The sequence below is a fragment of the Cupriavidus nantongensis genome (assembly GCF_041726985.1).
GTDB classification, from domain to species: domain Bacteria; phylum Pseudomonadota; class Gammaproteobacteria; order Burkholderiales; family Burkholderiaceae; genus Cupriavidus; species Cupriavidus nantongensis_A.
On sequence record NZ_CP168303.1, the window covers coordinates 3,469,952 to 3,482,188 of the forward strand.

The following is a 12,237-nucleotide window of genomic DNA, read 5'->3' on the forward strand; positions in this document are numbered from 1 at the left end:
ACCGCCATGCGCCGTACCTATTTCCGCTTCGCCCATGCCGTGATGGCATCCGCCACGCTGGCCGCCGCTGCCGTGGCCGCGCCCGCCTTCGCGATGGACAACGTCAAGGTCATGATCGGCGCCAATCCCGGCGGCGGTTTCGACCAGACCGGCCGCTCGCTGGGCGCGGCGATGATTGCCGCGGGCCAGGCCAAGGCCGCTTCGTACGACAACAAGGGCGGCGCCGGCGGCACCATCGCGCTGACCCAGTTCGTCAACACCGACAAGGGCAACCCCAATGCGCTGATGGTGGTGGGCGCGGTGATGGTCGGCGCGATCGAGACCAACAAGCCGCCGGTCACGCTGAAGAACGCCACGCCGATCGCACGCCTGTTCGCCGACACCATGGTCATCACCGTGCCGGCCAGCTCGCCGATCAAGTCGATCAAGGACCTGACCACGCAACTGAAGGCCAACCCGGGCAGCGTCAGCTGGGGCGGCGGCTCCAAGGGCTCGATCGACCATATCCTGGCCGGGCTGGTCGCCAAGGAAAGCGGCGTCGACCCGAAGAAGGTCAACTACGTGCCGTTCCAGGGCGGCGGCGAAGCCTCAGCCTCGATCATGGGCGGGCACGTGACGGTCGGCATCGCCGGCGTGTCGGAGTTCCTGCCCTTTATCAAGAGCGGCAAGATGCGCGCGCTGGCGGTCACGTCCAAGGACCGCGTTGCCGATATCCCGACGCTGAAGGAGCAAGGCGTCAATGTCGAGATCTACAACTGGCGCGGCGTGTACGGCGCGCCTGGCACCACGCCGGAGCAGCGCAAGGCCATGATCGACGCGGTGGTCAAGGCCACCGAGAGCAAGGCCTGGAAGGACACGCTGCAGAAGAACGACTGGACCCCGTTCCTGCTGACCGGCGACGAGTTCGGCAAGTTCGTCGACAGCGAATCGACCCGCCTGGGCGCGACGCTGCGTGAACTGGGCGTGGCCAAGTAACACTGCCCGGCGCGCGGCTTGCGCCCGCGCCATACCGTCTCAACGCATCGCTCTCGCTTTACCTGTCGTGCCTGCCGACGCCGCCGGTGATCCCGGCGGCCGGGAAACACGGCGCGGGGCCCGGTGTCCACCTGCGATACCGAAGACAACAACATTTGTCACCGGGCCCCGCCGCCGCGCGGGCAGCATCCGCCAGCGTCGCGCATGCCAGCCTCCGCGGCTGGCGACCATGGCCAAGGAGTCTCCATGAAACCCTCGCACCTCGCCATCGGCATCGCCGTGCTGGCGATCTCGCTGTTCTTCTTCCTCGGGCTGTCCGGCATTACCGGCGACGAGGGCTATGCGGGCCTGTCGCCGCGCTTCGTGCCCACACTGGTGGCGATCGGCCTGGCGGTGTGCGGCGCGCTGCTGACCTGGCAGGGCGTGCGCGGCGGTTTCCGCAATATGCCGGAAGAGGACGCCGAGCTGCCCAACGCGCCGCACAACTTCGGCGGTTTCGTCTGGGTCGCCGCGGGCCTGGTGCTGAACATGGCGCTGATCGGCACGCTGGGCTTCGTGCTGTCGTCGACGCTGCTGATGGTCTGCGTGGCGCGCGGCTACGGCAGCCGCCGCCTCGTGCGCGACGCCATCGTCGGGCTGTGCATCACGGTGCCGATGTGGGCGCTGTTCGAGTCCCTGCTCGGCATCAACCTGCCGCTGCTGCCCATCGCCGGCTTCTGAGCCCGCCCGTCCCGCAAGGAGTCTTCGCATGGATACCCTGAACCAGCTGATGCACGGCTTTGCCGTCGCGATCACGCCGATCAACCTGATGTGGGCCCTGGTCGGCTGCTTCCTCGGCACCGCCATCGGCGTGCTGCCGGGCATCGGCCCGGCGCTGACGGTGGCGATGCTGCTGCCGCTGACCGCCAAGGTGGAACCCACCGCGGCGCTGATCATGTTTGCCGGCATCTACTACGGCGCGATGTACGGCGGCTCGACCACGTCGATCCTGATGAACACCCCGGGCGAGTCTTCCACCATGGTCACCGCCATGGAAGGCAACCTGATGGCCAAGAACGGGCGCGCCGGCCCGGCGCTGGCGACCGCGGCGATAGGCTCGTTCGTGGCCGGCACCATCGCCACCGTGATGCTGTCGCTGTTCGCGCCGGTGGCGGCCGACGTGGCGCTGCAGTTCGGCCCGGGCGAGTACTTCATGATCATGCTGCTGGCCTTCACCACGGTCTCGGCAGTGCTGGGCTCGTCGCTGCTGCGCGGCATGACCGCGCTGTTCCTGGGCCTGGGCATCGGCCTGATCGGCATGGATTCGTTGTCGGGGCAGACCCGCTATTCGATGAACGTGCAGGAGCTGTACGACGGCATCGACATCGTGGTGGTCGCCGTCGGCCTGTTCGCGGTGGGCGAGGCGCTGTTCAACGCGTTCTTCCCGCAGCCGCCCAGCACCTACAACAAGCTCAGCTCGACCCACATGAACCGGTCGGACTGGAAGCGCTCGCTGCCGGCATGGATCCGCGGCACCTTCATCGGCTTCCCGTTCGGCCTGATCCCGGCGGGCGGCGCCGAGATCCCCACCTTCCTGTCGTACGCGACCGAGAAGAAGCTGTCGGACCACAAGGAAGAGTTCGGCAAGGTCGGCGCGATCGAAGGCGTGGCCGGCCCCGAGGCCGCCAACAACTCGGCCGTGACCGCGACCCTGGCGCCGCTGCTGACGCTGGGCATTCCCACCTCCAACACCACCGCAATCCTGCTGGCGGCGTTCCAGAACTACAACCTGCAGCCGGGCCCGATGCTGTTCCAGACCTCGGGCGACCTGGTGTGGGGCCTGCTGGCGTCGCTGTATATCGGCAACGTGATGCTGCTGGTGCTGAACCTGCCGGCGATCGGCCTGTGGGTGCGCATGCTGCGCGTGCCGACGCCGCTGCTGTACGGCGGCATCCTGATCTTCGCGGGGCTGGGCGCGTACGGCATCCGCCAGTCGTGGTTCGACCTGCTGCTGCTGTTCGTGATCGGCCTGCTCGGCATGGTGATGCGCCGCTTCGACTTCCCGACCGCGCCGGTGATCGTCGGCATGATCCTCGGGCCGATGGCGGAGAAGCAGCTGCGCAATGCGCTGTCGATCGGCCAGGGCGACTGGAGCCTGTTCCTGCGCCAGCCGATCTCGGCCTCGATCCTTGCGCTGACGGTGGCAGTGGTGGTGATCCCGCGCCTGCTGCGCTGGCACGCCGGGCGCGGCTCGGCGCACGCGCAGGCGGACAACGCCGCCTGATGCGCGCGATCTTGCGGTAAGCTTTGCGGGGCCCGCACGCCGGTGGTGTGCGGGCCTCTTGCCTTTGGCGTTTCCTGTTCCAGAACAACAAGCCGCCGGCGCCGCCGCGTCAGGCCGCTGCGACATGTCTCTTCTCTCCAACCGCTGGCTGTCCGCGCTGCCCACGCTGGCGCTCGGGCTGGCCGCCGCCCTGCTCTGCACTCTCCTGCATACGCCGCTGCCGTGGATGATCGGGCCGCTGCTGGCGGTCGCCGCCGCGCGCATGGCCGGTGCCGACCTGCGCGCGCCGGCGCAGGCGCGCAATGCCGGCCAATGGGTCATCGGCGCCTCGCTCGGGCTGTATTTCACGCCGGACGTGGTGGCACGGCTGGTGGAGTACCTGCCGTACATCGTCGCTGGCTCGCTGTTCGCGCTGGCGCTGGGCGCGGGCGGTGCGCTGCTGCTGCGGCGGACCACCGGCGTTGCCTTCAAGACCGCGTTCTTCTCGACGGCCATCGGCGGCGCCTCGGAGATGGCCAACCTGGCCGAGCGCAACGGCGCGCGCATCGACCAGGTGGCGGCGGCGCATTCGCTGCGGGTGCTGATGGTGGTGGTGACGGTTCCGGCGATCTTCCAGTACGGCGGCATCCACGGGCTCGACCCGTATATTCCAGGCCCGCGCGTGGTCAGCGCGCCAGGGCTGGTGGCGCTGGTGGCGATCACGCTGGGCGTGGCGCTGCTGGTGAAGCGGCTGAACATGCCGAACCCGTTCGTGATCGGCACGCTGCTCGCGGCGGCGGTGCTGACCGCTTGCGGCATCGAACTGTCGGCCATCCCCACCTGGATGAGCCGCGCCGGCCAGCTGCTGATCGGCGTGTCGCTGGGCGTGCGCTTCTCGCGCGAGTTCCTGCATACCGCGCCGCGCTTCCTGTCGGGCGTGGCGCTGTACACCGTGCTGGCGCTGGTGGTGTCGGCGCTGTTCGGCTGGGGGCTGTCGGCGCTGTCGGGCGCGCACCCGGCCACGGTGATCCTGGGCACCACCCCGGGCGGCATCGCCGAGATGTGCATCACCGCCAAGGTGCTGGAGGTCGGGGTGCCGCTGGTAACGGCCTTCCACGTGATCCGGATGGCGTTCGTGGTGCTGGCCACGGGGCCCCTGTATCATTGCCTCAAACATCGCGTCGCGCCCGAGGAGACGGAATAGCGGTCCGCAGGACCGCCATGGTGCGGCCAGCCAGAACAAGGAGCACCATGCCCGAAGCCCTGACCCTTGCCGATATCGACGCCACGCTCGAACGCGTGCTGGCGCCGTGGGTACGCCAGCTCGGCCTGCGCGCCGAAGCCGTCGACGCCCAGGGCGTGACGCTGCGCCTGCCGTTCAGCGAATCGTTCCGCCATGCGGGCGGCGTGGTCTGCGGCCAGGTGCTGATGTCTGCGGCCGATACCGCCATGATCGTCGCCGTGGCCAGCGCGCTGGGCGCGTTCCGGCCGATGACCACGGTGTCGCTGACCACCAACTTCATGCGCCCGGTGATCGATGGCGACGTGCTGGTGCGCGCCAACGTGCTGCGCCTCGGCAAGACCGTGGTGTTCGGCGAGATCGAGTTGACTGGCACCGACGGCAAGCTGGCGGTGCAGGCCACCACCACCTACGCCTTGCTCTGAGGCGCTCCGGATCTCCCATGATTAGCGGCGACGCCAATCCCTTTGACCAGGTCGTCTTTGCCGGCGGCGGCAACCGCTGCTGGTGGCAGGCGGGCTGGTGGGACACGGTCGCGCCGGAGCTGCAGCTGCGCCCGCGCGTGATCGCCGCGATCTCGGCCGGTGCGGCCACCGCCTGCATGGTCTATGCGCACGACTCGCACCAGACCATGGACTACTACCGCGCGGTGCTGGCCAGCAACCGGCGCAACGCCTACTGGGGCAACCTGCTGCGCAACGAACGCGTGTTCCCGCATTACGGCATCTACCGCACCGCGCTGCTGACCATTTTTGCCGACGGGCGCCTGGCGCATTTGCAGCAGGCGCCGGAGATCCGCATCGGCGTGGCACATATCCCGCGCTGGAGCGGTCCGCGCCTGGCGGTGGCCGCCGGGCTGCTGGCCTACAACATCGACAAGCACGTGCTCAAGACGCTGCACCCGCGGCTGGGGCGCAAGCTCGGCTTCCGTCCCGAATTCGTGCGCGCGCAGGACTGCGCGTCGCCCGAGCAACTGGCCGACCTGCTGCTGCAGTCGGCGTCGACGCCGCCGTTCACGCCGGTGCTGCGCCGCGACGGGCGCCCGGTGCTGGACGGCGGGCTGGTCGACAACGTGCCGGTCGACGCGCTCGATGCCGCGCCCGGCAATGTGCTGGTGCTGGTGACGCGGCTGTACCCGCGCCCACGCCGTTTCGTGCTGGAGCAAGGCGGCCAGCGCCGCCTGTACCTGCAGCCTTCGCAGCGCGTGCCGATCTCGAGCTGGGACTACACCCGGCCCGATGCCATGACGCACGCCTATGAACTGGGCCGCCGCGACGGGGAAACTTTCCTGCGCGAGTGGCCGTCGATCCTGAATACCGAACTGCGGCCCGCTGCCTAGTTTCCGTGTTGCCGGCGCTGGCCTGATGATTGTCGATGCGGCCCGCGTGCCGCGACAGGAGGCTTGGATGACCAAACGCCAGACACCGCTTTCCATCGTGCAGTCCACCAGCGCGCCGCGGCGCGCCCGCGAGGTCAGCGCGGCGCCACCGGTGCAGCAGGTGCCGCGCGCGCGCAGCGGCCGCTCGCGGCGCAACGACAAGGCGCGCGCGGCCGACCTGGTGGTGATCGGCGGCGGCTCGGCCGGCGTGGCCTGCGCGCGGCGCGCGGCGGCGCACGGCGCGCGCGTGATCCTGGTCGAGCGCGATGCCATCGGCGGCACTTGCGTCAACCGCGGCTGCGTGCCGAAGAAGATGCTGTCCTACGGCGCCTCGTGGTCGGCGATCCTGTCGGGCTGCCTGTCGCACACCGGCGGGCACGAAGACTGGCGCGATGCCATCGTGCGCGTCAACGCCGAGGTCGCGCGCCTGAACGTGGGCTACACCCAGCGCCTGACCGAGTCCGGCGTGGAAGTGCTGCGCGGCGAGGCGCGCGTCACCGGCCCGGAGGAAGTCTGCGTCGGCGACGAGACCATCCATGCGCGCCGCATCCTGATCGCCACCGGCGCGCGCCCGCGCACGCTCGACGTGCCGGGCGGCGACCTGGCCGCGAGCTCCGACGATGTCTTCACCTGGCAAAGCCTGCCCGCCTCGGTCGCCGTCGTCGGCGGCGGCTATATCGGCGTGGAACAGGCCTCGATCCTGTCGCGCTACGGCGTCAAGGTCGACCTGGTCGTCGCCGGCGACCGGCTGCTGCCGCATTTCGACCACGACATCGGCGCGGCGCTGGCCGACGCGCTGACCGCGCGCGGCGTGCGGCTGCACCTGAATGCGCGCGTGCACCTGCTGAGCCAGGCCAACGGCGCGGTTGAAGTCTGCTACCAGCCTACCAACGATCCGAGCCGCGCGGGCCAGACCGAAGCCGTGCGGGCGCAGGCCGCGCTGGCGGCGATCGGGCGCGTTTCCAATGTGCAGGGCCTGGGGCTGGAAGCGCTGGGCGTGGCCTTCGGCGAGCGCGGCGGCATCCGCGTCGACCGCCAGTTCCGCAGCAGCGTGCGCAGCGTCTATGCGCTGGGCGATGCCATCGACGGCCTGCACCTGACGCCGGTGGCCACCGCGCAAGGGCGCTGGCTGGCCGACCGGCTGTTCGGACGGCGCGGCGAACGGGCGGATTTCGATATCGTGCCGACCGCGGTGTTCTGCGAGCCCGCCATCGGCGCGGTGGGCCTGACCGAAGCACAGGCCATCGAGGCCGCCGGCAAGCCCGAGCGCATCCGTACCGTGGTCAAGCGCTTTGTCTCGCTGGAGCATCGCTTTGCCGGGACGCCGCATCAGTCGGTGTTCAAGCTGGTGCTCAACGCGCGTAGCGGGCGCGTGCTGGGCGTGCATCTGATGGACAACGCGGCGCCGGAGATCGTGCAGGCGCTGGCAGTGGCGTTAAGGCTTGGGGTGAGGGAGTCGCATCTGCAGAGTACGGTGCAGGTGCATCCTACGGTGGCGGAGGAATTGTTCGGCTAACGGCGCGTATCCACACCCGCTTGTTTTCTCCCCTCTCCCGCTCGCGGGAGAGGGGCGGGGGAGAGGGCCGGCGCATCGACGAAGTCGGATGCCCAAATCCGCGCACGTCCGGACCCGTCGTAAACCTAGCCAGCCTCCACCGGCAACCTCAACACCGCCCGCACCCCGGTACCCTGCCCGCCTTCGCCCAGTTCCACCGTCCCGCCAAACCGCGCCGCCATCTCGCGCGAGATCGCCAGCCCAAGCCCCGAGCCCGGCTCCGCATTCCCCACCCGCCGATAGAACCGCGCGAACACCTTCTCGCGTTCCTCGGCCGGGATGCCGGGCCCATCGTCCTCTACCACCAGGCAGGCGTGATCGCCCACACGCGTCGCCGACAGCGTAATGCGGCTGCCGCGCGGCGAGTACTGGATGGCGTTGTGGACCAGGTTGGCCAGCGCCTCGCGGAGCAGCGCGGGGTCGGCGCGCACCGGCAGTGCCAGTCCCGGCACCGGCTCCCAGCCGAAGTCCTGCTGCTTGCCGCGCGCCAGCGGCAGGTAGTCCAGCGCGACCTGCTCGGCCACGGTGACGGCATCGATGATGTCGATGCCTTCGCCGCCCTCGCTGCCCTGGCCAGCTTGCGCGGCGTCGGCGCGATGCTGGCGTACCCGCGCCAGCGCCAGCAGCTGGTTGGTCAGCCGCGCGGCCTGTTCAAGTTGCGTGACGATGCCGCCCACCGCTTCGCCGGCGGCGGCGCGCGCGGCCTCGGGGTCGGGCGCGTTGAGCTGGCGCTGGGCGTACTCGGCCTGGGTCTTGAGGATGGCCAGCGGGGTGCGCAACTGGTGCGCGGCATCGGCGATGAACTGCGCCTGCGACTGCGCCATCGCGGCCGAGCGCGACACGTGCAGGTTGACCGCATCGACCAGCGGCCGCACCTCGGCGGGCACGCGCTCGAACGCGAGCGGGGTCAGGTCCTCGGGCGAGCGCGCCTCGACGTCGTCGCGCACGCGCGCCAGCGGGCGCAGCACGTAGGTGACGCCGCCCACCAGGATCGCGGCGCTGAGCAGGATCAGCAGCAGGTCGCGCGCCAGCGCGCTGCGCCACACCGCGCCGATCAGCGCGCTGCGCGGCTCGGCGGTCTCGGCCACCTGGATGATCACCCGCATGCGCGCGTCGGGCCGGTACACCGGGCGCGCCATCGCGGCAATGCGCACGGCCTCGCCCAGGTATTCGGCGTCGTAGAAGCGCGGCTGGTTGTTGATCAGCGGGCCGCGCGGCAGCGGCAGGTCGCTGTAGCCGGTCACGGTCTCGACCTGGCCGGCGCGCTCGGTCGAGACGCGGTAGAACACATGGGTCTGCGCCGCGGTCTCGAAGATCTCCATGGCGGCGTCGGGCAGCGTCAGCTGGACGTTGTCGCCGGCCATGCCGATGGCATTGTCGATGGCGCGGATCGAGCCGTAGAGCGAGCGGTCGTAGGCAGTGTTGGCGGCGTCGCGCAGGGTGCCGTAGGTGAGCCAGGTGTCGAGCGCCATCATCGCCGCCAGCGCCGGCAGCAGCAGCAACAGCAGTTGCCGGCGCAGGCTGCCGCGGCGCCACAGCAGCACCGGGTGCCGCATCTCAGCCCTTCGCCTCCGGCTCCAGCAGGTAGCCGAAGCCGCGCAGCGTGACGATGGTGACCCCGTGTCCGGCCAGCTTCTTGCGCAGCCGGTAGACCAGCACCTCGATCGCATCGGGGGAGACGTCGGCGTCGAGCGAGAACACCTTGTCGAGCAGCTGCGCCTTGGTCAGCGGCTGGCCGCTGCGCGCCAGCAGCGCGCCCAGCAGGGTCGATTCGCGCGGCGTCAGCGCCAGCGGCGCGCCGCCCAGCGTGAAGCTGCGGGTCTCGCCGTCGAACACCAGCGTGCCGCACTGCAGGCGCGGATGGGCGCGCCCGCGGCTGCGGCGGATCAGCGCCAGCAGCCGCGCTTCCAGCTCGGCAATGGCGAAGGGCTTGGGCAGGTAGTCGTCGGCGCCCAGGTTCAGGCCGCGCACGCGCTCGTCCAGGGTGTCCTGCGCGGTCAGGATCAGTACCGGGGTGCGGTCGTCGCGCCCGCGCATGGACTTGAGCACGGCCAGCCCATCCTTGCCGGGCAGACGCAGGTCGAGCAGCACGGCGTCGTATTCCTCGGCCTGCAGGCGCGCCTCGGCCTGCAGGCCGTCGGCGACGTGCTCGATCACAAAGCCGCCCTGCTCCAGCGCGCGGGCGACCCAGCGTGCCAGTTCGACTTCATCCTCCACCAGCAGGATGCGCATGCCGGTCTCCTCCTGTGCCGGTTGGTTCTATGTTAGTTGCGGCGCGCACACGCGTGAACAAGGCCTGGAAAGCGTCCGCAAAACCGGGAGCAGCACCGATGGAGCGCGCTCGCCGCGGGCGCCTATAATACCCTCGCCCCGCCGCTCCCGGCGCGCTTGCCGCGTCACCGGCGGCATCGGCAGTCCCTCCGTCCCGAGCACCGTGTCGCCGCGTTCGTCCCAGCCGTCCCAACTTTCCCAGCCGTGCCTGACCGACTGCGCTTCGCCCGCTTCGGGGCAGCGCCGCCGCCTGCTGGGCGCCGCGCTGCTGGGTGGCGCCGCCTGGCCCCTTCATGCCCAGTCCCGGCCGCCGGCAGCGCCGCCGGGTTATCCGTCGGGGTACGACGCCACCATTGCCGGCGCGCTCCGCGAAGGCATGGTCACGGTGTACGCGTCGACCGACCTGAAGGTGGCGCAGCCGCTGATCACCGCGTTCGAGTCGCGCTACCCCGGCATCCGCGTGCATTACCAGGATCTCAACACGGTCGAGCTCAACCAGCGCTTCCTGGCCGAGACCGCGGCGCTGTCCGGCCGGCCGCCGGAGCCGCGCGCCATCTTTGCTGATGTGCTGTGGAGCACCGCCATGGACCTGCAGATCAAGCTGGTCAACGATGGCCATGCGCAGCGCTACGCCTCGCCCGAGCGCGCCGGCCTGCCGGGCTGGGCGGTGTGGCGCGACGAGGCCTGGGGCACCACCTTCGAGCCCGCGGTGATCGTCTACAACCGCCATCACCTGGCCGGCATGCGTCCGCCGCGCAGCCGCAGCGGGCTGGCGCGGCTGCTGCAGGAGCACGCGCCGCGCTGGCACGGCAAGGTGGTGACTTATGACGTGGAGCGCTCGGGGGTGGGCTACCTGCTGGCGCAGCAGGACGCGCGCATGGGCAGCGAGTTCTGGTACCTGGCGCAGGCGCTCGGGCGGGCTGGGGTGCAGCTGTCGGCGTCGACCGCGGAGATGATCGAGCGCATCGCAAGCGGCGAGCTGGTGATGGGCTACAACCTGCTGGGTTCCTATGCGCTGTCGCTGATGCAGCGCGGCGCGGCGATCGACGTGATCGCGCCGAGCGACTACACGCTGGTGATGTCGCGTGTGGCCTTTATCGCGCGGCGTGCGCCGCGGCCGAATGCGGCGCGGCTGTGGCTGGACTACCTGCTGTCGCGCGAGGGCCAGGCGGTGCTGGCCAAGTCGACCTCGCAGCTCTATACGATCCGCACTGATACCGACAGCGTGCACACGGCCGCGGCGTTGTCCGAGCGGCTAGGCTACGCGCTCAAGCCGATCAGCGTCGGCCCGGGCCTGCTGGCGGCGCAGGACACCATGCGCAAGCGCGCGTTCCTGGCGCGCTGGCGCGAGGCGATGCGCGGCTAGCGCTGCCGCCGCGAACCTCCGCGGCGGGGGCTCAGGGCACCAGGTCGGGGGCATCGAGGCCGCCGTCCTGCGCGCTGCCACAGGCCTGCCGGCACAGCGTGGACAGTTCCTGGTCCAGCTCGGCCATCGGGCGCGGCACGTAGCCGTGGCGCAGCGCCGGGGAAAACTTCAGGGTATCGATGAAGGCGTCGGACAGGCGCTCGGCATTGAGGTCGAGGTCGAAGTCCTGCGGCGAGAACAGCCAGTGCGCCAGCACCCCTCCCACCGCGGCATGGAAGGCGTTGACGGCCAGGTCCAGGTCCAGGTCGGCGGGCAACTGGCCGCGCTCCAGCGCCAGGCGCAGGTGTTCGCGCATCTTGACCAGACCCTCCTGGTGCGACTGGCGCTGGCGCTCGAAGATGGCGCCGTTGTCCTGCACCATCTCGCACTTGTGGAAGATGATCTCGAAGACCCGGCGCCAGCGTGGGTTGATCACGGTCTGGCGCATCACATAGGCGCAGATGTCGCGGATGCCGCCGAGCGGGTCTTCCTGGCGCGCGAGCCGCTCCGGCTCGATCAGCGCTTCCACCGGCAAATGGACGCGGTCACACATGGCGGCGAATACATCGCTCTTGTTCTTGAAATGCCAGTAGATCGCGCCGCGGGTCACCCCCGCGGCCTCGGCAATGTCGGCCAGCGAGGGGCGTGCCACGCCGCGGGCGTGGAACACGGCTTCGGCCGCGTCGAGTATCCGGTGGCGCGTCTCGAGCGCCTCTTCCTTGGTGCGTCTGACCATGATTGTCTCTGGTGCCGGCGGCATGGCGCGATCGGTGGCGATCTGGCGCGCATGGCCGGGCCTGGTTGGTTCTCTCCCTGATGCGGCTGCCATGGCAGCCGCACATGCCGGTAGCGTGGGCTCCGGCGGGTCGTTGTCATCACATGATGGGCGTTGCCAAGCTTGCGAGCCGACACGACGGCGCGCATCCTAACCCGAGCCGGCGGTTTGCGCCGTGATCCGGGGCGGATTGGACGCATTTCGTACCGATCCGATCAATGGAGCGGCATGGTCTTGCGTCTTGCCGTGCCTTTTCGCGCAGGTTGTGCGCCGAAAGGCCCTTCCGCAACATCAACTTAACATACATGCTTGAATGTATATATAATACGCCCTTGCCCGGCATTCGGCCAGCCGCCCTCTGTGACCTACCCAGCACGGCGGGCACTCCTGCCGCAG

Annotated in this window: 11 protein-coding genes; 8 read left to right on the forward strand and 3 right to left on the reverse strand. The window is 70.0% G+C overall.

Translation table 11 applies throughout. The features are described 5' to 3' along the window. The first annotated feature begins 6 nt into the window (after nt 1-6). The 7 genes from ACEI37_RS27315 to ACEI37_RS27345 all read left to right on the forward strand — a co-directional run bounded on the left by ACEI37_RS27315 (nt 7) and on the right by ACEI37_RS27345 (nt 7,351). Nucleotides 7-975 (forward strand): tripartite tricarboxylate transporter substrate binding protein, encoded by a 969-nt coding sequence (locus ACEI37_RS27315; RefSeq protein WP_062795973.1) that lies wholly within the window; start codon nt 7-9, stop codon nt 973-975. Nucleotides 976-1,221: 246 nt separating this feature from the next. Further along, nucleotides 1,222-1,695, forward strand: coding sequence for a tripartite tricarboxylate transporter TctB family protein (locus ACEI37_RS27320; protein WP_373378884.1), 474 nt, complete (start codon nt 1,222-1,224; stop codon nt 1,693-1,695). Between the two features lie 28 nt (nt 1,696-1,723). Continuing rightward, complete coding sequence (locus ACEI37_RS27325) at nt 1,724-3,238, forward strand: tripartite tricarboxylate transporter permease (RefSeq protein ID WP_115678992.1); 1,515 nt, start codon at nt 1,724-1,726, stop codon at nt 3,236-3,238. Between the two features lie 124 nt (nt 3,239-3,362). After that, nucleotides 3,363-4,421, forward strand: a complete 1,059-nt coding sequence (locus tag ACEI37_RS27330) for an AbrB family transcriptional regulator (RefSeq protein WP_373378885.1) — start codon at nt 3,363-3,365, stop codon at nt 4,419-4,421. 47 nt (nt 4,422-4,468) lie between these two features. After that, nucleotides 4,469-4,882 carry a PaaI family thioesterase gene (locus tag ACEI37_RS27335; protein ID WP_092315439.1) on the forward strand — a complete coding sequence of 138 codons (414 nt, stop codon included), beginning with the start codon at nt 4,469-4,471 and terminating at the stop codon, nt 4,880-4,882. A gap of 17 nt (nt 4,883-4,899) precedes the next feature. After that, a complete protein-coding gene (locus tag ACEI37_RS27340) occupies nt 4,900-5,796 on the forward strand; it encodes a patatin-like phospholipase family protein (protein WP_373378886.1) in 897 nt (298 codons plus the stop codon). 67 nt (nt 5,797-5,863) lie between these two features. After that, nucleotides 5,864-7,351, forward strand: a complete 1,488-nt coding sequence (locus ACEI37_RS27345; RefSeq protein WP_373378887.1) for an NAD(P)/FAD-dependent oxidoreductase — start codon at nt 5,864-5,866, stop codon at nt 7,349-7,351. 125 nt (nt 7,352-7,476) lie between these two features. Here ACEI37_RS27345 and ACEI37_RS27350 read toward each other — a convergent pair whose 3' ends face one another. Continuing rightward, nucleotides 7,477-8,946 (reverse strand): sensor histidine kinase, encoded by a 1,470-nt coding sequence (locus tag ACEI37_RS27350; RefSeq protein WP_373378888.1) that lies wholly within the window; start codon nt 8,944-8,946, stop codon nt 7,477-7,479. Nucleotide 8,947: 1 nt separating this feature from the next. Next, a complete protein-coding gene (locus ACEI37_RS27355; protein WP_012354366.1) occupies nt 8,948-9,622 on the reverse strand; it encodes a response regulator in 675 nt (224 codons plus the stop codon). A 202-nt stretch (nt 9,623-9,824) separates the two neighbouring features. Between ACEI37_RS27355 and ACEI37_RS27360 the strand changes: the two genes are divergently transcribed. After that, the gene (locus tag ACEI37_RS27360) at nt 9,825-11,027 is read left to right on the forward strand and encodes an ABC transporter substrate-binding protein (protein ID WP_373378889.1); all 1,203 of its coding nucleotides are present in this window, start codon (nt 9,825-9,827) and stop codon (nt 11,025-11,027) included. Nucleotides 11,028-11,058: 31 nt separating this feature from the next. On the opposite strand, the gene ACEI37_RS27365 is transcribed toward ACEI37_RS27360, so the two are convergent. Next, on the reverse strand, nt 11,059-11,802 hold the full coding sequence (locus tag ACEI37_RS27365; protein ID WP_373378890.1) for a TetR family transcriptional regulator: 744 nt from the start codon (nt 11,800-11,802) through the stop codon (nt 11,059-11,061). Nucleotides 11,803-12,237 lie beyond the last annotated feature (435 nt).

What these genes read in the sequence shown, in the direction of transcription:
- ACEI37_RS27320 (WP_373378884.1), top strand. Translation starts at nt 1,222, where the DNA reads ATGAAACCCTCGCACCTCGCCATCGGCATCGCCGTGCTGGCGATCTCG.
- ACEI37_RS27325 (WP_115678992.1), top strand. Translation starts at nt 1,724, where the DNA reads ATGGATACCCTGAACCAGCTGATGCACGGCTTTGCCGTCGCGATCACG.
- ACEI37_RS27335 (WP_092315439.1), top strand. Translation starts at nt 4,469, where the DNA reads ATGCCCGAAGCCCTGACCCTTGCCGATATCGACGCCACGCTCGAACGC.
- ACEI37_RS27365 (WP_373378890.1), bottom strand. Translation starts at nt 11,802, where the DNA reads ATGGTCAGACGCACCAAGGAAGAGGCGCTCGAGACGCGCCACCGGATA.
- ACEI37_RS27350 (WP_373378888.1), bottom strand. Translation starts at nt 8,946, where the DNA reads ATGCGGCACCCGGTGCTGCTGTGGCGCCGCGGCAGCCTGCGCCGGCAA.
- ACEI37_RS27345 (WP_373378887.1), top strand. Translation starts at nt 5,864, where the DNA reads ATGACCAAACGCCAGACACCGCTTTCCATCGTGCAGTCCACCAGCGCG.
- ACEI37_RS27315 (WP_062795973.1), top strand. Translation starts at nt 7, where the DNA reads ATGCGCCGTACCTATTTCCGCTTCGCCCATGCCGTGATGGCATCCGCC.
- ACEI37_RS27330 (WP_373378885.1), top strand. Translation starts at nt 3,363, where the DNA reads ATGTCTCTTCTCTCCAACCGCTGGCTGTCCGCGCTGCCCACGCTGGCG.
- ACEI37_RS27340 (WP_373378886.1), top strand. Translation starts at nt 4,900, where the DNA reads ATGATTAGCGGCGACGCCAATCCCTTTGACCAGGTCGTCTTTGCCGGC.
- ACEI37_RS27355 (WP_012354366.1), bottom strand. Translation starts at nt 9,622, where the DNA reads ATGCGCATCCTGCTGGTGGAGGATGAAGTCGAACTGGCACGCTGGGTC.